The sequence below is a fragment of the Rhodococcus sp. MEB064 genome (assembly GCF_000834565.1).
Classification (GTDB): Bacteria; Actinomycetota; Actinomycetes; order Mycobacteriales; family Mycobacteriaceae; genus Rhodococcoides.
In genome coordinates, this window is record NZ_JXQS01000034.1 from 31,381 (window position 1) to 51,836 (window position 20,456).

General features: G+C 67.5%; 10 protein-coding genes. 2 read left to right on the plus strand and 8 right to left on the minus strand.

Translation table 11 applies throughout. From position 1 onward, the window contains the following. Positions 1–25 precede the first annotated feature (25 nt). Entirely contained in the window at positions 26–1,390 is a 1,365-nt protein-coding gene (locus tag RU01_RS15205) for a wax ester/triacylglycerol synthase domain-containing protein (protein ID WP_042575421.1), read from the minus strand. A gap of 425 nt (positions 1,391–1,815) precedes the next feature. Between RU01_RS15205 and RU01_RS15210 the strand changes: the two genes are divergently transcribed. Next, complete coding sequence (locus tag RU01_RS15210; protein WP_156148942.1) at positions 1,816–10,278, plus strand: non-ribosomal peptide synthetase; 8,463 nt, start codon at positions 1,816–1,818, stop codon at positions 10,276–10,278. A gap of 15 nt (positions 10,279–10,293) precedes the next feature. On the opposite strand, the gene RU01_RS15215 is transcribed toward RU01_RS15210, so the two are convergent. The 7 genes from RU01_RS15215 to RU01_RS15245 form a co-directional block, all read right to left on the minus strand. Continuing rightward, positions 10,294–11,724, minus strand: a complete 1,431-nt coding sequence (locus RU01_RS15215) for a WS/DGAT domain-containing protein (RefSeq protein ID WP_042575422.1) — start codon at positions 11,722–11,724, stop codon at positions 10,294–10,296. A gap of 187 nt (positions 11,725–11,911) precedes the next feature. Then, positions 11,912–12,763, minus strand: a complete 852-nt coding sequence (locus RU01_RS15220) for an ABC transporter permease (RefSeq protein WP_042575444.1) — start codon at positions 12,761–12,763, stop codon at positions 11,912–11,914. Continuing rightward, entirely contained in the window at positions 12,760–13,542 is a 783-nt protein-coding gene (locus RU01_RS15225) for an ABC transporter permease (RefSeq protein WP_082043157.1), read from the minus strand. The genes RU01_RS15220 and RU01_RS15225 overlap by 4 nt, the downstream gene beginning before the upstream one ends. 14 nt (positions 13,543–13,556) lie before the next feature. Continuing rightward, the gene (locus RU01_RS15230) at positions 13,557–14,570 is read right to left on the minus strand and encodes a daunorubicin resistance protein DrrA family ABC transporter ATP-binding protein (RefSeq protein ID WP_042575424.1); all 1,014 of its coding nucleotides are present in this window, start codon (positions 14,568–14,570) and stop codon (positions 13,557–13,559) included. Positions 14,571–14,865: 295 nt separating this feature from the next. Continuing rightward, positions 14,866–15,906: a hypothetical protein gene (locus tag RU01_RS15235; protein ID WP_156148943.1), complete on the minus strand. Its 1,041-nt coding sequence runs from the start codon at positions 15,904–15,906 to the stop codon at positions 14,866–14,868. A 109-nt stretch (positions 15,907–16,015) separates the two neighbouring features. After that, positions 16,016–17,488, minus strand: a complete 1,473-nt coding sequence (locus RU01_RS15240) for a wax ester/triacylglycerol synthase domain-containing protein (protein ID WP_042575426.1) — start codon at positions 17,486–17,488, stop codon at positions 16,016–16,018. A gap of 180 nt (positions 17,489–17,668) precedes the next feature. Then, complete coding sequence (locus RU01_RS15245; RefSeq protein WP_042575427.1) at positions 17,669–19,060, minus strand: wax ester/triacylglycerol synthase domain-containing protein; 1,392 nt, start codon at positions 19,058–19,060, stop codon at positions 17,669–17,671. Between the two features lie 307 nt (positions 19,061–19,367). Between RU01_RS15245 and RU01_RS15250 the strand changes: the two genes are divergently transcribed. Then, positions 19,368–20,438, plus strand: coding sequence for an alpha/beta hydrolase (locus RU01_RS15250; protein ID WP_042575428.1), 1,071 nt, complete (start codon positions 19,368–19,370; stop codon positions 20,436–20,438). The last annotated feature ends 18 nt before the right edge of the window (positions 20,439–20,456 follow it).

A 20,456-nucleotide genomic window follows, 5' to 3' on the forward strand; every position in this document is an offset into this window, starting at 1 on the left:
CACAGCAACACGCTGCGGTGACCTGTCAGGCCTCGCGCTCGAGGCGGTCGACGGCCTCGCGGATCAGGGACATGTAGTGCTCGATGTCGGGCATCGCGCGAGCGTTCGAGGCGACGGACATCGAGATGGACGATCCGACCGACCGCACGGAGTGGGTGAGGTGGACGCCCCGCACCGCGGGGAGGACGCCGTAGCAGCCGACGACGGGTGCGCCCAGCAGTTCGAGCGGACCCCGCCCGTAGCTGACGTTGCTCAGCATGGTCGTGGTCGGTGAGGTCGTCGGCTTCTCGGGAGGGGTCGGGCTGAGGGCACCGACGATCGGGACGACGACCGACGGCATGGCGGTCAACGGATGCGGTGGGCCGGTCCGTGAGGCGGAGCGGACCACGGCCTCCTTCGCGTCGATCAACGACGCGTGGATCGCATGGAGTCGCTGTCCCGCGTCGGGGATGTCGGTGTGCAGATCCACCGTCATCGGGGTCAGCTGGTTCGCGGTGGAGGCATCGGTGAGGGAGCGGGTGCTCATCGGCATCGAGATCGACAGACTCGCCTCGGGCAGTTCGCCGTGCTCGTCCAGATACGAGGACAGGGCCAGCGAGATGATGGCGGTCATGAGGTCGTTGACGGTCGTCTCGGCGTAGCCGGCCTTGATGCGGCGGATGCGGTCGAGATCGAACCAGGTCAGGTCCCAAGCCATGTCGGGTTCGATGTCGCCGTTGAAGCGTGTGGCCGGCACCGCCCCGGGTGCGGCCGGCCGTGGTACGGGGGCGGTCGGGCGTTTCCTGGTGGCCCAGCGGAGTGCGGTCGCGCCCAGGAGTACCAGATCCTTCGGGACGGCGGCCAGCGCGCGCGGCGTCGACGGGGCGGGAACCTCCGGGGCGGACGGCCTCGGCTCGGCGGGGGTCGGCGACAGCATCCGGGAGATGAGGTCGGACGCGCTCACGCCGTCGATCGCGCTGTGGTGGAACTTCGCGATCATGACCGTTCCCCCGTCGGGAACGCCGTCGACACCGTGCAGGTCGACGAGGAAGTGGAGCTGCCAGGCGGGGCCGGTGCGGAAGTCGAAGAACTCGCGGGACAGCTCCACGGTCCGGCGGCGGACGATGTCGGTCTCACCCGGTTGCTGGGTGGTGACGAACACGTGGGAGCCGACGTCCGTCGTCGGGTCGTCCACCCAGAACGGATAGTGCACGTCCCTCGGATACCGGTGAAGTTTCTGCCGGAAGATCGGATCGAGGTGGACGATCGACCGGGCGTAGTCGACGGCGTCCTGATGGTTACGAATGCCCGGACCGGTCCCGGCCGCGACATCGACGACGAAGGCGTGGATGAGGATGGCCGAGGTGTGGGTGGTCTCGAGGTACAGGTTCAGTGCGTCTCGCGAGGTCATGGGACGGCCTCGCGGAGCGGGCCGTCTGGTCGAACGCCGGAATGTGTTCACGCAGTCTCCTGGGACGGGTCGCATCGATTCTGGTGCTGCAGCAACGAGATTTGTGGAATATGGGTGAGAGCTGGTCCGTATTCGGTGCTGTATCCCGGAACGACCGGTTTGTAACTGTGTAAAGTCTCGGTCGGCGTCGAAACGGTGACACCATCGACAATCGCCGTGTCGTAGGGTCCGGTCCACCGTATCGGGCGCCGTGAACGGGTCGGGTGTGCAGACTGTTCACCTTGTCGAGGTTTTACGGTCTGTGAAAGACTGAGTAACCGGAACGAGGACCGATCACGAGGGATCACACGGCGACAGGTCGCGGGCCCTCGCGGGAAACGTGCGGCGCGAACAGCGTGCCGCCAGTGGAGTCGGAGGTCCAGTCCGTGCAGTCGTCCGACATCGAGGTTGTCGCACCCGACTCGAACGTCGGTACACCGGACGCGACCGATCCGACGGCTCTCCAGCCCATCCCGTTGACCGCCGCGCAGCGCGGCATCTGGTTCGCCCAGCAGCTCTCCGGCACAGTTCCGGTCTCCATCGCTCACTACGTCGATCTGAACGGCCCGGTCGACGGTGACGCCCTCGAAGCGGCGATGATCGCCGTCGGCACCAGGTTCGGCTCGGGCTTCGTCCGGATCGTCGAGACCGACGGTGTGCCGGAACAGGTGGTGGACCTCACGATCACCGACACGATGCGCCACCTCGACCTGCGTGACGACGCCACCCCGGTGGAGACCGCGATCGAGTGGATGCGCAACGAGTGCGCCTCCCCGATCGACCTGGTGAAGGACCGGTTGGTGGTCACCTACCTCATCCGCGTCGCCGACGAACGGTACTTCTGGTACTGCCGCATCCACCACATCGTGCTGGACGGCTTCGGCGCCATGACGCTGCTGCGGGACGTCGCAGCCCACTACTCGGCCCTGGTCCGCGGTGAGGTCCCGACGCCGACGCGTGCGGAGGATCTGCGCACCATCCAGCAGGACGACGTCGCGTACCGCGAGTCCACCCGATTCGAGAACGACCGGCGTCACTGGGCGGAGAAATTCGAGTCCCTTCCCGACGCGGTCTCGTTCGTCGACACCGCAGCGCCGGTGTCCGTTCCGTGCCGGTCCGCGTCCGGCCGTACCCCGGTGGACGTCGCCGAAGCCCTCGCCAAGGGTGTCGACTCGTTGGGAACCACGACGGCGACCCTGGCCATCGCAGCCTTCTCCGCGTACGTCTCCCGCATGACCGGCGCCACGGATGTCGTTCTCTCCCTCCCGGTTTCGGGTCGGTCGAGTGCCATCCTGCGTCGTTCCGGCGGCATGGTCTCCAACGTCGTGCCGCTGGTCGTGCGTGTCGACGACACCGCCACCGTGGCCGGAACGGTCGACGCGGTGCAGCGCGAACTCACCGGTGCGCTGCGACGGCAGCGGTATCGCCACGAGGACATCCGGCGCGACGCGGGGGAGCTGACCAACACCCGTGGGTTGTTCGGTCCGACGGTCAACCTGATGATGTTCGACAACGAGATGGTGCTGGGCGAGGTACGCGGGTCGTACCACGTGCTCACGACCGGGCCGGTCGAAGACCTCGCGATGAACCTGTACCCGGCGCCCGGCGGGGACAACGAGCTCCAGATCGACCTCGAGTGCAACCCGAACCTGTACTCGCAGCGCGCGGTGGACGACATCCGGTCGCGGTTCCTGACGTTCCTGCGCCGCTTCTCCGAGGCCGGCGCCGACCGCGCCGTTCTGGACATCGAGCTGCTCGCGCCCGAGGAGCGGTCGAACCTGGTCCCCGCCCGCGGCACGCCGTCCGTCTTCCCCCGCCGACTCGTCGACGTCATGGACGACGCCGTCGCGACCGACCCCGAGGCCGTCGCCATCGACACGGCGCAGGGCGTCATCACGTACGCACAGCTCGACGCGTCCGCCAACCGGATGGCGCGGATGTTGATCTCGCGGGGCGTGGGTCCCGAGAGCATCGTCGCCGTGGCGTTGCCCCGGTCGTTGCACACGATCCTGTGCATCTGGGCGGTGGCCCGCACGGGCGCAGCGTTCCTGCCGATCGATCCCGCGCTTCCCACCGCGCGCATCCAGCACCTGGTGTCCGACTCGGGTGCCCTGATCGGTCTGTCCGATACGCGTCGAGCGGCGCTGCTCCCCGACTCGGTCGAGTGGATCGCCGTCGACGCGGCCGAGACCGACCGGGCCGCGGCCGAGTTCTCGCCCGACAGAGTCACCGACGCCCACCGTCTCGGACCTATCCACCTGCACACTCCCGCCTGGGTCATCTACACCTCGGGCTCCACCGGCCTGCCCAAGGGCGTCGTGGTCGGCAACGGCGGCGTGGCGAACCTGACGCGCCACATCGAGTTCGCCCTGCAGGTCCGGCCGACCTCGCGCATCCTGGCGCTCGCGTCGCCGAGCTTCGACTCTTCCCTGTTCGAGATGCTGTCGGCGCTCTCCCGGTCCGCCACCCTGGTCGTGTCACCGGCGGACGTCTTCGGCGGCGAGGACCTCGCGGACTACGTGACCGACAAGCGGGTCACGCACATGACCATCACGCCGGCCGCCCTCGCGTCGCTCGACTCCATCGGTCTCGATCACGTTCGGCACATCGTCACCGCCGGTGAAGCGTGCCCCGCCGATCTGGTCGCGAAGTGGGCTCCCGGTCGTCGCATGTACAACGCGTACGGGCCGACCGAGATCACGATGATCAGTCACATGTCGACGGCCATGACCGCGGGGGATCCGATCACGGTCGGCACGCTCGTCCGCGGTGCGTCGTGCCTGGTGCTGGACAAGTGGCTGCGGCCCGTTCCTACCGGCGTCGTCGGTGAGCTCTACCTCGCCGGACCGTCGCAGGCTCGTGGATACGTTCGGGCGCCCGGCGTGACGTCGGGTCGCTTCGTCGCGTCCCCGTACGACGCCGGCAGCCGCATGTACCGGACCGGCGACCTGGTCCGCTGGACGGCCTACGGCGAGATCGCCTACGTCGGTCGCGCGGACTTCCAGATCAAGATCCGCGGCATCCGCGTCGAGCTCGGCGAGGTCGACGCAGTCCTGTCCATGCACGAGAGCGTGCGGTCGTCGGTCACCGTCGCGCACCGTCAGACGGCAGGCGTGGTCACGCTCGCGTCCTATGTCGTCCTCGAGGACGGACGGACCGTCGACAGCGACGAGATCCACCGCTTCGCCGTCCAGAGTCTGCCCTCGCACATGGTGCCCTCGTCGGTGATGGTTCTCGACGCGTTGCCGATGACGGTGCAGGGCAAGATCGACCGAGCGTCGCTGCCCCAGCCCGTCATCGAGGTGCACGAATTCCGGGCACCGAGCATGCCCGTCGAGGAAATCGTCGCGTCGGTGTTCGCGGAGCTGCTCGGCGTCGACCGTGTCGGTCGGGACGACGACTTCTTCGCGCTCGGCGGCAATTCGCTCGTCGCCACGCGGGCCGTCGCCCGCCTCGGTGCCGCGCTGGACACGACCGTGACCGTACGGACCTTGTTCGAGGCTCCCTCGGTGTCGGCCCTCGCGGCGAAGTTGCAGTTCGGCGACGCTGTCGCGGCGCGGCCGCCACTGGTCCGTCGTGCCACGGCATCCGCCGACCCGGAGTCCCTCGTCGATGCGCCGCCTCTGTCCTACGCCCAGCGGCGCATGTGGTTCCTCAACCGCTTCGATCCGTCGTCCGCCGCGTACAACATCCCCTTCGCCGTCCGGCTCGTCGGAGATCTCGACGTCCCCGCCCTGCAGGTGGCGATGCTCGACGTCGTCGACCGGCACGAGTCGCTGCGCTCGCTGTACCCGGACAGCGCGTCGGGACCCGTGCAGATCGCGCGCATGGCGGAGTCCGTCGTCCCCGACCTCACCCCCGTCGACATCCGCGAGTCCGACCTGCCCGCCGCGGTGGCCAAGCTCGCATCCCGCGCCTTCGACGTGACCGTCGAGGTGCCCGTCGCCGCGACGCTGTTCCGCACCTCGCACGACACCCACGTGCTCGCGGTCGTCGTCAATCACATCTCGGCGGACGGCGCTTCGATGGCTCCCTTGGCCCGCGATCTGATGGCCGCGTACAGCGCGCGGATCGCGTGGTTCGCCCCCGCCTGGGCACCGCTTCCGGTGCAGTACTCGGACTACGCGGTGTGGCAGCGCGACGCCCTCGGCGACGAGAACGATCCTGAGTCGATCATCGCCCGGCAGGAGCAGTACTGGCTCAGCGCGCTGGCCGATCTTCCGGACGAGCTGCCGTTTCCACGGGACCGTTCGCGCCCGACCGAGCCCACCTATGCGGGCGCCACGGAACAGTTCGTCATCGACCCGGAACTCCATGCGCGTCTCGTCGACGTCGCACGGGCCAACTCGTCCACCCTCTTCATGGTGGTGCACTCGATCCTCGCCGTGGTGTTGGCGCGGCATTCCGGCACCGACGACATCACCGTCGGCACGCCGATCGCGGGCCGCGGAGACGCGGCCATCGACGACATGATCGGCATGTTCGTCAACACGCTCGCGTTGCGCACACGCGTCGACACGACCCAGAGCTTCGACCGACTCCTCGCTCACACGAGGGAGCAGGATCTGGCCGCGTTCGCCCATGCCGACGTGCCGTTCGAGCGGCTCGTCGAGGTGGTCGATCCGCCGAGATCTCGTGCGCGGCACCCCATCTTCCAGGTCATGCTGGCGTTCCAGAATCTCGGGCAAGCGCACTTCGAGCTCACCGATCTACGCCTCGAGACGCTGGAGTTCGACCTCGGTGTGGTGAAGTTCGACCTGCAGTTCACGCTGGTGGACTCGGTGACTCCCCTCGGCGCCCCCGACGGACTCGCGGCCACGATCGGCTACGCGACAGACCTGTTCGACAAGGAAACGGCCGTCGCTCTCGGTGAGCGCTTCCTGGCCGTCGCGCACGCGGTGGCCGAGAACTCGACCGTCGCGCTGGCCGACATCGACCTCGTCGGCGACGTCGAGCGCGGCCGCATGGTCCGGCGGTTCGAGTCGGAGCCGACTACCGGCGCGGTCACCGTGCTGTCCCGGTTCCGCGATCGAGTGCTCGAGACGCCGGACGCCAGGGCCGTCGCCGACGACGAGAACGACTACACCTACGGCGAGTTCGCGGCACGTGTCGACCGTGTCGCGCGAGCGCTGGTCCGTCGCGGCGTCGGACCGGAGTCCGCCGTCGTCGTGGCGCTCCCACGATCCGTCGACGCCCTCGTCGCGGTGTACGCCGTGCTCGAGGCCGGCGGCGCATACGTACCCGTCGATCCCGACCAGCCCACCGCCCGCATCGAGACCATCATCGAGGCCACGGCGCCCGTCTGCGTCGTGACTGCGGGAGACGTGGGCGGGCCACTCGCCGTGCTCCTGTCGGAGCTCGAGGACGAGTCGCTGCCGTCGGGACCCCTCACCGACGAGGAACGGCTCGGGACCGTCCACGCGGGCACCACCGCGTACATCGTGTTCACCTCCGGCTCCACCGGTGTCCCGAAGGGCGTCTCCGTTCCCCACGGCGCCGTCGCGCACCACACCGACTGGTTCGCGGACGCTTTCTCCATCACGTCCGACGACGTGGTGCTGGCCAAGACGCCGATGACCTTCGACGTCTCCGTCTGGGAGATGTTCGTGGCACTTGCGGTGGGCGGAACCGTCGTCGTCGCGGAGCACGACGGGCACCGCGACCCGGAGTATCTGTTGCGCAGCATCGCTCGCCACAAGATCACGGCCATCTCGTTCGTCGCGTCGATGTTCGCCGTCTTCACCGAAGCTGCCGACAGCTACGCCTGCAAGTCGCTGAGGGTCGTGTTCCTCGCCGGCGAGGCGCTCGGCCGCGCCGTCGTCGACGAGTTCCGCGAGACCTGCGACATCGACGTCCACAACCTCTACGGTCCGACGGAGTTCACCGTGCACGCCACGGCTCATCCCGTGGGACGCGGCGAACCGCCCTCGGTCCCCATCGGTGTTCCGGTGGACGGGACCTCGGCGTTGGTGCTCGACGCCGCTCTGGCCCCCGTTCCCGACGGTGTGGTGGGTGAGCTGTACCTCGCCGGAATCCAGAGTGCGCGCGGTTATCACGGTCGACCGGACCTCACGGCGGACAGATTCGTCGCGGTTCCCGGACACGACGGCGCGCGGATGTATCGCACCGGTGACCTGGCGCGGTGGAACCACCACGGTGCACTCGAGTTCGCCGGTCGCGTCGATCATCAGGTCAAGCTGCGGGGATTGCGGATCGAACTCGGCGAGGTCGAGGCGGCGGTTTCCACATCCTCCCGGGTTGCGCGAGCCGTGGCCATCGTCCGCGACGACACCCTCGTCGCCTACGTCGTTCCGGCGCCCGGGGTCACGGTGGACACCGACATGGTGCGTGCCGATGCCGCTCGCGTGCTCCCCGCGTACATGGTTCCCGTCGTCGTCGTGCTCGACGCGCTGCCGCTCGGTGTCAGCGGAAAGCTCGACCGAGCAGCACTTCCCGATCCTGTGGTCGATCCGCGCCGCTTCCGCGAACCGCGGACGCTGGAGCAGCGTGTCGTCGCGGAGGTGCTCTCCGAACTGCTCGGGGTCGAGCGCGTGGGGCTGAACGACAACTTCTTCGCCCTCGGTGGCAACTCGCTGGTCGCCACCCGCGTGGCCGCGAGAATCGGTGCTGCTCTGGGTGTCCGGGTTCCGCTGCGCACCATCTTCGACGCCACCACGGTGGCCGATCTGGCCAACAACCTGGACGTCGACGGTGCTTCGCGGCGCCGGCCGACGGCGATATCGCGTCCGGAGGTGCTGCCGCTGGCACCCGCGCAGCAACGGCTGTGGATCGCCAACCGAGTCGATCCGGACTCGGCGAACTACAACCTCCCCATCGGGCTCCGCCTGCGTGGACCTCTGGATGTGGACGCTCTGCGGACCGCCGTGCAGGACGTCATCGCCCGGCACGAGACTCTGCGGACGGTCTACCCGGACGTCGACGGCCACGGGCGACAGGTCGTGCGCGAGATCGACGAGGTCGACCTCGAACCGATATCGGTCTCCGACGAGGACCTGCCGCACCGCATCCTGGCGGTCGCCACGACCGGTTTCGATGTCACCACCGAGGTCCCGCTGCGCGTGCGACTGTTCAGGTTGGCCGAGGATCATCACGTCCTTCTCGTCGTCGTCCACCACATCGCCGCGGACGGATTCTCGCTCGCGCCGCTGACCGTCGACGTCGTGACGGCGTTCGCCTCCCGGTCGGCGGGTGTCCTGCCCGCCTGGTCGCCGTTGGACGTCCAGTACGCGGATTACGCTCTGTGGCACCGTGATCTGCTCGGTGACCCGTCCGACGACGACTCCCTCGCGGCACGTCAGCTCGCCTACTGGCGGGACACGCTGGCGGGCATGCCCGCCGAGCTGTCCCTGCCGCAGGATCGTCCGCGTCCGCCCGCGGCGTCGGGTATCGGTGCGTCCGTCCGATTCGAGATCCCGGCGGAGACGTACGAGCGAGTGCGCGTCCTGGCTCGCGAACGTCGCGCGACACCGTTCATGGTCGTGCACGCGGCGCTGTCGGTCGCCTTGTCGCGCATCAGTGGTACGTCGGACATCACCGTCGGAACCGCGGTGGCCGGACGAGGAAGCGCGGAACTCGATCCCATGGTCGGCATGCTGGTGAACACACTGGCGCTGCGCCTGCGGATCGACGAGAACGCCACGATCACCGATCTCGTCGACGACGCCCGAGGCGTCGCGCTGTCGGCCTTCGCCCATGCGGACGTCCCGTTCGATGCCGTGGTCGACGTGGTCGAGTCGTCGCGTTCGGCGGACCTGTTCCGCGTCGCGTTGGCCTACCAGAACACCGACTTGTCCGAGATCGACCTGTCCGGGTTGCACGTCCAGCAACTCGAGACGCCGTTCGACCCGGCGCAGTTCGATCTGACTCTGACGGTGGAGGATCGACCGCACCGTCAGGTCGGGGACGACGTCTCGGCCTTCTTCACCTACGCGACCGACCTGTTCGACGCCGCCACCGTGTCGACGTTCGCCGATGTGTTCTCCGCCGTGCTCGACGCCGTCACCGACGATCCCGGCCGCGTCATCGGCTCGGTCGACATCGGCTCTGCTGCAGCAGTATCCGTACCGAACCCGCGTCCGGACGTGATGCGCCCGAGCGTTCCGACGCGCTCGATCGCGGCGTCCATCGCGTCGTCCGTCGAGGCGGACCCGGGTGCACCCGCGTTCGCGGCGGGCGACCTCGAGGTCAGCTACGCAGAGATGGACGCGCGATCCAATCGCCTCGCTCGAGCGCTGCTCGCGGACGGCGCGGGCCCCGGAACCGTGGTGTCGACGACGGCAAGTGATCCCGCGTCGCTCGTCGCGGCCACGTGGGCGGCGGCGAAGGTGGGTGCTGCGCTCACCGGACGCGCATCCGATCGGTCTGTCGCGCTCCGCGGCGATGCGGGGTCGACGGGCCATGGCGGGCCCCTGTCACCGTCCGACGGCGTTCGGTCTCCGGATCAGGACACTCCGGCAGTGGTCACGGACGACCGCACGATCACGTTCGGAACTGTCGGCGCAGCTGTCGCCACCGATTCCTTCGGCGTGACGTACGAATCGCGAATCGCCGTGGGCGAGAACGCTGCTCTCGACTGGTCGGTGTTCGCGATCGTCTCCGCGGCGGCGGCGGGTGCGACAGTCGTCGGGCTGGACGAATCCGTCGACCTGACGGACGCACTGGCCGACGAGTGGGTGACGCACGCCGTAGTGAGTCGGGCGCAGATCACGAACCTGGACGTGGAGTCGCTCGACGATCTGCAGACTGTCGTCGTCCACGACGGTGCCGACGCGCTGCCGACGGTCGCAGACCACGTCACCGTCCTGGGAGCTGATGTCCTGACGCGGTAGGACTCTCCGCGCGCATCAGACCGTGTCGGTGACAGCCGGGACAGGCGTCGACGCAGGCTCGGCGGCGAGTGCTGCTGCGCCCTCCATGACGACGAGGGCGTCGTCGAGGTACCGCATGTAGCGGTCGGGGTCGGCCATGATCGTCGAGTCCACGGTCACGGTCAGGCTCACGCGTCGGCCGAGCGAGGTGACGTGGTGTATCAACCCCATCCCGTCCACGGTGGGCATCGGCATGAACGCCGACACCGCCGGTGCTCCGAGGAACCACAATGCGTCGTTGCCGTGGGGCATGTTCGACACGACGGTGTTCGACGGCACCGTCGGCCGGTCGTGCGGTGCCATCGTGGAGAGCGCCCCGATCACCCGTAGGACCGACGCCGGTGCGACGTCGAACGGTCCGACCGTGTGCGTGTCGAGCATCGCCTTGACGCGGTTCTTCGCCTCCGATGCGGATGCGTGGACCCCGCGGAGTCGCTGCATCGGCTCGGGTTCGGTGGTGTGGAGGTCGACGTCGACGAACGTCGTCCGGTTCGCGGCGGGGGAGTCGACGGCACCGTCGATGTCCAACGGCATCGTGGTACTCAGCGTGGCCACGGGTTCCTCGCCCTTGTCGTGCAGATACCTGCTCATCGCGAGGGACACCGCGGTCAGCAGGATGTCGTTGACCGTCACCTCGGGAACGGCGCGCTTGATCGCTCGGATGCGGGGCAGGTCCAGGAAGAGCACCCTGATCCGATGATCGAGCGTGATGCGGGAGTTGAACCGCGTCGCGGGGCGCGGTGGGTGGGCGCGTGGCGCCATCGCACGCCGTGATGCGGACATGGCGCGGACGAAGGCGATCGCCCGCGGCACGCTCGACGCCGCCTCCCTCCAGAGCGGGCGCATCATCGTGGGTGCCGAGCCGCCTCGCGGGGTAGAGGTGGCACCGCCGTGCGCCATTCCGGGATCCGCGAACAGCGCGCGCATGACGGACACCAACCCGAGCCCGTCCATCGACGAGTGATGAACCTTGACGACGACGACGGTTGCTCCGTCCGGTACGCCCGCGACGTCGCGGATGCCGGTCAGGAAATGGATCTCCCACGTCGAACGCTCGAGCACCATCGGTGTGGCCATGACGTGCGCGATGTGTCGCTCGACGCCCGACCATCCGGGCTCGGTGATCCGCTCGACGACGACGTGGTCGGCGACGACGACCTCTCGGTCGGTGATCCAGAACGGGTCGCCCAGATCGGCGAAGCGACGTCGCATGCGGCGCCGGAACACGGGGTCCACATCGAGTCGAGCCCGCATCCATGCGCAGGCGACGTCGTGCGTGAGGTCGGCAGCGTCCGTCCCGGCTGCGTCCACGACGAGGACGTCGACGAGGTTGGCGATGACGTGGTCGCTCTCGGCCAGGACATTGATCGCGTCGCGGGGTGGTACCCGGACTCCGATGCGTGGCATCCTTCGGACCCCGATGCGTGGCGTTCCGGCAGTCGACATATCAGGGTCCTCACGACATGCGCAGGCTTCCCGTGGACCGCGCTCTTGCGGTGGTTATAGCCCCGACTCGCCATTGTGTTACGCCGTTCCGACAAGTGTTACGCCGTTCCGACAACGGCTGCCGAGCCGTTGTCGGAACGCACGGATGTCAGAAGGACTCGGCGGCCCGTCGATATCCGCGGATCGCCGGAACGACGAAGACGGCGAAGAGTCCGACAGACCAGGCGAGCGACTGGAGGAGGGGAGAGGTGACCGGTCCGCCGAGCGTGAGGCCCTTCATCGCATCGACCGCACACGAGATGGGATTGTGCTCGACGAACGGCTGCAGCCACGTGGGGTACGCGCGAGTGGGAACGAAACCCGAGTTGAAGAACATGAGGATCGTGAACACCATGCCCACGCTCTCGACCAACGGGAACGTCGTGGTCACGATGGCCGTCGAGGTGACGAACACGGCGAATCCGATACCGAATGCCAAGGGCACCAACATCGCTGCGACTCCGGCGATCGGCCCCTGGTCGAAGCGGAACCCGAGCAGGAACCCGACCACGATGATGAGCACGGTGGTGGTCACGATGCGGGCGGTCTCAGCCAGCAGGCGTCCCATCAGGCCGGCCGCACGGTGGACCGGAAGGGTCTGGAACCGGGACACCAGACCCGCTGCGCGCTCTCGTCGCAAGCCGACCGCACTGGCGAGAGAGCCCGACATGGCCGCGACCATCGAGATCAACGGGACGGTTCCGAAGATGCTGTTCTCACCCGTGGCGGACGAGATCGAATTACCCAGTACGGTCCGCAGCATCAACAGGAAAAGAATGGGATAGATGACGGCTTGAATGATCGTGAGAGGGTCCCGAGCCCACCGTCGCAGCAATCTCCCGCAATGAAGAGCGCTCTGCGAGGACAGGGCGACCGGGCTCAGCTCACTGAGCATCCGATCGGGTTCCGGCAGCGCGCGGAGATCCAGTACGGTCTCGCCGGCGCGGTCTCGTGTACTCATGCTCGCCTCGTGCTCGCCCACACGGCAAGCGGAACGAGGACGACGATCAGGCCGACCGCCCACGCTATGGCCGGCCACAGGCTGGTTGCGTTGACACCGCCGTCCGCCATGTCCCGCATGGCCTTGGAGAACAGTGAGATGGGTTGGTTCCGGACGAAGGGGCGGATCCATTCGGGAAAGCCGGTCTCGGGGACGAACCCGGAGGACAGCATTCCCAGGATCAGCTGAGGGAGCGTCAAGGCCTGGCTGGTGGCCTCGGGTGACCGCGACAGCGACCCGATGGCGTCACCGCCCGTCGTCAGCGCGGCGCCGACGAGGAGGGCGAACAGCACGAAGATGGCGGCGTCGTCGAATCCGGCCTGGAATCGGAACCCGATGAGAGACCCGTACACCAGGGCCGCCGCCAGCGACAGCGACGCATGGACGAGGTTGGCCGTGGCTCTCGACAGCAGCGGCACCCACGGTGTGACCGGCATGGTCTGCAACCGGGTGGTCATTCCGGACTGGCCCTCGATCGCGGCGCGCTGTGCGGCCGAGATCGCGGTGAAGGCCATCGCCTGCAGGCAGATGATCGGCATCAGGAACTGGGCGTAGTTCAAGCCCTGGAACTGCATGACGAGTCGCAGAGGGAGGTAGAAGCCCACCGTGTAGACCGCGGGCGCGATGATCGCCACGACGAGACCGCCCGAGCGTGCCATCGAGCCCAGCGAGCGTCCCGACAAGCTGGCCCACTGCTTGAAGGCAGTGGGTTCGGGAGCGCGGTGCGAGGCTCGACGCATCTCGGTCGACGAGGTCACGCGGGCCGCCCGGACTGCAGCGGTGCGTCGGCGGTCGCGGACCCGTCGTCGGCGGGATCGACATCGCTTCGTCCCGTGAGGGAGAGGAAGACGTCGTCCAACGAGGGGCGGCGCAAGCCGATGTCGGACAGAGCGATACCCGCGGCGTCGAGACGTTTGAGAGCCTCGGCGAGCGTTGCCGGGCCGTCCGGCGCCGGGATGGTCAACGTGTCGGCGTCGAGGTCCGCGGCACTGAAACTGGACGGAAGCATGCCGACGAGGGCATCGGCAGCGCGGCGCATCTGGGTCGGATCCACCGGAACGATGTGGCAGTAGTTGCCGCCGGTGGTGGCCTTCAACTCGTCCGCGGTGCCCTGCGCGATGACCCGGCCGCTGTCGATCACGATGATGCTGTCACTGAGGACATCGGCTTCTTCGAGGTACTGAGTCGTCAGAAGCGTGGTGATGCCCTGTTCGCGCAAGGACGACACCAGCGACCACACAGCCTTGCGGCTTCGTGGGTCGAGTCCGGTGGTCGGCTCGTCGAGGAACACGACCTTCGGCCTGACGACCAGTCCGCACGCGATGTCGATACGACGACGCATACCGCCCGAATATCCGCGGACCTGACGGTCGCCGGCCTCGAGCAGGTCGAAGTCGTGCAGAAGGTCCTCGGCGCGCACTCGCGCCGACTTCTTGGTCAACCCCATGAGCCGACCGAACAATATGAGATTTTCGCGGCCCGAGAGAGCGTCGTCGAGCGCCGCGTACTGACCGGTCATCAGGATGGAGCGGCGGACGGCGGCAGGATCGCGGGCGACGTCGTGTCCCGACACCACCGCACGGCCTCGGTCCGGCTTGATCAGCGTGGCCAGCACCTTGACGGTGGTCGTCTTACCGGCGCCGTTGGGCCCGAGGATTCCGAGGATGGAACCCGCCGGGACACTGAAATCGATGCCCTTCAGAGCCTCAACCGTTCCGAAGGACTTGTGAACGTCCTCGACGAGTACGGCTGTGTCATCTGATGGCATGAGTCTCCACTGTCGTCGGCATGTGCAACATCGTTCTGACGGACGGCTCTGGTGACACGCATTCCTCGCGTGCATTCGGTGCACGAAACGAGCGCGTATCAGCCCTCCGAAAGGCGGCACTGTAGAAGAACATCCCACGAGCCGCCGTCGATGTTACGCATCGACCCGCTTCGATCGGGCCCGGGCGCGCCTCCACAGCGACTGTTTCACGCCGGAAGAATGTCAGCGCGTCGGAGTCGCTGCAGGTCGAGTGATGTGCGGGGACCGCTGCCGACAGCAGGGATGGGGCGTGCCGTCAGGCGACATGTCCGACTGCGGCGAGACCGCGATCGTCCAAGCGGGTGAATCCCTGCCCGGCCGTCGCCTGGAGCTCGGCGAGAGAGTTCTGCATTTCCGCGGCGAACTCCGGCGCGGTGATTCCGGCACTCGGGTGTACCTCGATGTAGACCACCAGAACTGCACTGCGATCCTGCACTGCGGGCGTCGTCGACAACGTCAGACTGACCGCGGCGCTCCGCACCCGCTCGTGCGGACCGAACGTTCCCAGCACACGCGACGACCCGACACGGACGAATTCCCGCTCCGCGACGTGCACGACTTCGATGTCCTCGATCGCGACATCGCTCAGGGGACGCGGGGCAGTGTCCGGGACGAGCGCCGGACGAGCGCTGCGACGCCACGCGGCCGAAGCGATGCCGGCCACGACGTCACCCACACCGACCTGGCCGAACGACTGAGCCAGGCTGTCCAGATCCGCCATACGTACGCCGATCGCGATCGAATCGCCGGGCGTGGCCGTGCGCATCCGCGGCGCACCGGGTCCGTCGCCGAACTCGTCGACGGCGCGCAGTGTCCGCGCCAGGAGATCGGTGCCCGCAGCAGTGACGGCGAGTGTGGACCGGACGTCGTCGTCGACGAGGACGTCGTCGATCAGATCGACCAGCTCGGCAAGCGCCACGGCATCGGGGCCGTTGTAGACCACGACGGCGGATCCGGTCGGCACGGAGGGAGTGGACTCGACACCGAAGACGATATCCATGCTCGTGATGCCGGAAACGGCGTCCCGCTCCAGTAGATCCAGAATCACCGCGTTCGAGTCGGCGGAGTCGGTGTGAAACGACACCGACCACGTCACGCCGTCGAACGGTGACCCGGGACGGCGGCTGTACCGCTCCAGCGCTGACGTGAAGCTTTCGACGCTGACGAGAGAGGCGGACCTCGCCACGTCTGCCGGAGCGACGGACAGTGCGTGCGCCCGGACTACCGCAGCGGCCCGGTGCCAGCGCGCGCGCGGTCGCGAAGTCTGAGCAAGGGACGTGCGGTGCCGTGGTGCCATCGGACTGACCTCGTCGGTTTCGTTAGGTAATGAAATCCGATCGAACACTTACGATCGTCGAATTCTGACCGGAACCGATTCTATTCGCTCAAACAGACTTTGGGTAGGTTTATTCGCTACGTTCGCGTTGCAACTTCGTTGCGTCCCGTTCATGTCGACCGCCATCGGCGAGGAGATCGTTCGCGAGCCGGTCGACGGCCGATTCGATGTGCAGAACGTACGCCGCCGGGTCCGGAAGCGCAGCGCGAACGGATGCGACCGACACGAACATCGACGTGCCGAAGGTCGAGATCGAATGTGCGAGGTAGACGCCCTGCACGGTGGGAAGTGGACCGAAAACGCCCACCATGGGAGCACCGAACAGAGTGAGCGGTCCGCGGCCGTACGGGACGTTCGTGATCATCGTGTTCGTCGCCACGGCCGTGGGTCGGCGCGACGGAGCACGCATCGCCACGCTGATCGCTTTGAGGAACGGGGCGGGGGTCACCGTCAGCGGCATGGCAGGGAGGTGCGTCACCGCGTCGGTGGTCTTCTTCTTCGCCGCGGATGCCGATGCGTGCACCGCGAGGAGTCTGGCCGTGGGGCTCTCGATGTCCGTGTGCAGGGGAAGGGTGGCGATCGCGATGCGGTTGGCGTTCGTGCTGTCCGCCATCGCTCTCGTGCTCACCGGGATCGTCGTGCCGAGCGACCGGTCGGGTATCTCACCGATCGCGTCCAGATAGGACGACAGGGCGAGCGAGACGACGGTCAGCATGACGTCGTTGACCGTCACGCCCGGATAGGCGTTCTTCATCGCCCTGACCCGTGCGAAGTCGACGCTCAGGAAGGCGTACGTCATCTCGTCCGGGCCGTCCTGATGGACGCGGGCGTCGTAGTTGAATCGTGTTGCAGGATAGGGAGTTCGGTGAGGCGCACTGCTCGGGGTGCTCCCGCGTTTCGACGCGGCCTTCGTGGCCGATCGGCGGCGTGCCACCGCGCTCACGAGGGCTCCCACGTCGCGAGGCAGCGCCCGCAGTGCACTCCACACGCCCGGCACGGCAACCGCCCGGTCCGACTCGCCACGCGCGACGGGCTCGTCGGAGAGGATCCGATTCAGCATCTCGACGACGCCCATCCCGTCGATCGCGCTGTGGTGACTACGGAAGATCGCGACGGTGCCGCCGTGCGGAACTCCCTCGACGCCGACCACGTCGAGAATGAAGTGGAACTGCCACGGCGGAAGATCCCAGTCCAGCGGCACCGTCGAGAACTCGACGATCTTCGACACCAGGAACTCACGAGATCGATCGGGCGCGGGCGTGTGGACGAAGACGTGGCGAGCCACGTCCACGTCCACGGTCACCCAGTGCGGGAAGGCGAGGTGCCCCGGGACCTTCTGCAGACGGCGTCGGAAAACGGGGTCCAGCCCCAGGATCTTCTCGCCGAACTCGAGGGCATCGGCATGTGTCCGCAGCGGAGAGGTGACGCCGGCGACGTCGAAGGCGTAGCAGTGGACCACGGAGGCGGACGTCCGTGAACTCTCGAAGTAGTAGTTCAGCGCGTCCCGCGCATGCATGGGAACCCCGACTGTCTTCGGATGCATCGCGCGTCACTGCCTTCGGATGTGTGCGTGCGCGGACCGGGGAGTTCGCGCGCTGAGGAAACCGACGGACGTCGGGAAATATGCCGGGATTGATGCAAAGTACGGTCGGACCGGGGCTGTGACAAGGCATCGGTCCGTTTTTAGACCGATCGAATGACGACCGTTCGCGTCCGGTGCGAACTACCCGGCGACCCGACTCGAGGAGAGGACCGCGTCGTCGAGACGGTCGAGCGCCGACGTGAGGCAGGCGATGTACCGGCCGATGTCGGGCATCAGGTTCCGGTCCGACACGGCCGTCAGGCACATGCGGCGGCCTGTCGTCATCACCACGTGGGCGAGTTGCACGCCTTCCACGACGGGAAGAGGGGCGAACACACCGACCACGGGCGCGCCCAGTACCTCCATCGGGGCGTTGCCGTACGCGATGTTCGAGATCATCGTGTTCGTCGATGTCGTCGTCGGTGTCGCGGGCCGCCGCGGCATGGCGGCAGCGAGCGCCGCCAGGACGGGCGCCGGCGCCGAGCTCAGAGGGTGCGGCGGAAGCGTCTGCACCCGACGCGTCAGTTCTGCTTTACGGGCACGCGCAGCGGAACTGACATCGGCGAGGCGTTGCAGGGGATCGGACACGTCCGTCGCGAGGTCGACGACGGCGATAGCGAGCTGGTTGGCGGTGTCGTCCGTGTGCGACACCGGCCGCACGTTGACCGGGAACGATGCGCCCAATGTGTCGGTGGGCATTTCGTCGGCCAGATACTCCGAGATCCCCAGGGACACGACCGTCATGATGACGTCGTTGACGGTCGCGCCGTCCACCGCGGACTTGATCCGGCGCACGCGGTCGAGGTCGAACCACATCAGGTCGAACGTCATGTCCGGGGACGTGTTGTTGTTGAATCGCGTCGCCGGGTACCTGTGGGGCTGCGGGCGGTCGGCCGGTGCCAGACGGCGCACGGCGGATGCACGCGCGACCGATGCGCGGCCGAATCGCAGAAGATCTCGGGGGAGCGCGCGGAGCGAGGACCAGGTCGTCGGTACCGGTGCGGTCGACCGCCGGAAGTCGTCCGCGCGGAAGGCTTCCACATCCATGTTCGCGGGGGCGAGCATCCGGTGCACGAGGTCTGCGGTGCCCATTCCGTCGATCGCACTGTGGTGAACCTTGAACAACAGCACCGTGCCGCCGTTCGGAACTCCGGGAACGCCGTGGAGATCGGTCACGAAGTGCAGTTGCCACGCGGGCGCGTCGAAATCGACCGGAGTCCTGGACGCATCGACGACTCGGCGACGGAGGAACTCGTGATCGTCGGTGCCTGTCGCCCGATGAACGAACACGTGGTCGGCGACGGCCACCTCGCACTCCACCCACAGCGGGAACGCCAGATTCGCCGTGACCGTCTGCAATCGGCGACGGAAGAGGGGATGGAGGTCGAGGACGGCGTTCGCGAACGTGACGGCGTCGTCGTGCGTGCGGACGGACCGCATGGACCGGGAGGTGTCGACGACGAGGCCGTGGACGATGGTCCCGGGCGTCCTGTCCGACTCGAAGTAATAGTTCAGCGCGTCGCGCGCTGCCATGGGTTCTCCCGAGAGGGGACGTCCGTGTCGTGTCGACATGGCTACCACCATTCTGTTCCGAAGCCCGACCTCGTCGAACCATACCCAAAGATTGGTTTACGCACGGGAGAAGACCGATAAATGCGCTTCGGACGCGCTATCCGATGAATCGACGCGTCAGGGCCGCGATATCCGATCCATCGATCGGTGAGCGCGCCGCGTTACGAGTTCTCGGCTCGGACGGCGTGCAGTCGACGCGACTCGCCGCGCCGCGCGGTCCTTTACAGTGAGCACGAGTTGTGACTGGTGGGACGAGGGAGATACTTCAATGACGTCGACACGACATCGACCGGTAGGTCGGTTCGCAGCACAGGGTCGCGCCGTCGCCGCCGGCATCGCCGTGGTCGCTGCGACGACCCTGCTGCCGTTCGCTCCCGCCGTCGCCACGGCCGCGCCGGTCGAGCCCGTCACCGACGTCACCACGGCATCCGGTGCCAGGGTGGAGAGCGTCGAGCACGTGGGCGGTCTCGAGTACCTCGTCACCGTGTACTCCCCGTCGATGGACCGCTCCGTCCCCCTGCAGGTCTTCAGGCCCGCGGACACCTCGGTGCCCCGTCCGACCTACTACCTGCTCAACGGCGCCAGCGGCGGCGAGGACCCGTCGAGCAACTGGCCGGATCAGGCCGACGTCGCCACGTTCTTCGCCGACAAGAACGTCAATGTCGTCATCCCCCGCGCAGGTGCCTTCAGTTACTACACCGACTGGGTCGCCGACGATCCCGAGCTGGGTCGCAACAAGTGGGAGACGTTCCTGACGCAGGAACTCCCGCCGCTCGTCGACGAGTCCCTGGGAACCACCGGAACTCAGGCTGTCGGTGGCATCTCGATGGCAGCCAGCGCCGTACTCATGCTGGCCGCCGACAACCCGGGGTTCTACTCGTCGGTCGCGTCCTTCAGCGGGTGTGCGGGCACCTCGGACGATCTGGGGCGTGCCTTCGTCAAGCTGGTCGTCGAAGCGCGCGGGGGCGGCGACACGGAGAACATGTGGGGGCCCGACGACGGCCCCGAGTGGGCAGCCAACGACGCGTTGCTCAACGCCGACAAGCTCAGAGGTACGCCGATGTACATCACCACCGGCAACGGTCTTCCGGGGTTCGACGAGACGCTGCAGTCCGCGCGCATCGCGGGTGATGTGCCGGCGCTGGTCAATCGTGTGCTCGTCGGTGGGGGTATCGAATCGATCACCGCGACGTGCACCCGGACATTCGCGGAGCGTCTCGCGCAGCTGCAGATCCCGGCGAAGGTGAAGTTCCGGGACAACGGAACGCATTCCTGGGCGTACTGGCAGGAAGACCTGCACGAATCGTGGCCGACGGTCGCTGCATCACTGGGGATATGAATTCCAGGTGACGTTCCG

Bases quoted from the DNA above. Each gene is read 5' to 3' on its own strand.
- RU01_RS15205 (WP_042575421.1), bottom strand. From the start codon at position 1,390: ATGACCTCGCGAGACGCACTGAACCTGTACCTCGAGACCACCCACACC.
- RU01_RS15215 (WP_042575422.1), bottom strand. From the start codon at position 11,724: ATGCCACGCATCGGAGTCCGGGTACCACCCCGCGACGCGATCAATGTC.
- RU01_RS15220 (WP_042575444.1), bottom strand. From the start codon at position 12,763: ATGAGTACACGAGACCGCGCCGGCGAGACCGTACTGGATCTCCGCGCG.
- RU01_RS15225 (WP_082043157.1), bottom strand. From the start codon at position 13,542: ATGCGTCGAGCCTCGCACCGCGCTCCCGAACCCACTGCCTTCAAGCAG.
- RU01_RS15230 (WP_042575424.1), bottom strand. From the start codon at position 14,570: ATGCCATCAGATGACACAGCCGTACTCGTCGAGGACGTTCACAAGTCC.
- RU01_RS15235 (WP_156148943.1), bottom strand. From the start codon at position 15,906: ATGGCACCACGGCACCGCACGTCCCTTGCTCAGACTTCGCGACCGCGC.
- RU01_RS15240 (WP_042575426.1), bottom strand. From the start codon at position 17,488: ATGCATCCGAAGACAGTCGGGGTTCCCATGCATGCGCGGGACGCGCTG.
- RU01_RS15245 (WP_042575427.1), bottom strand. From the start codon at position 19,060: ATGGCAGCGCGCGACGCGCTGAACTATTACTTCGAGTCGGACAGGACG.
- RU01_RS15250 (WP_042575428.1), top strand. From the start codon at position 19,368: ATGACGTCGACACGACATCGACCGGTAGGTCGGTTCGCAGCACAGGGT.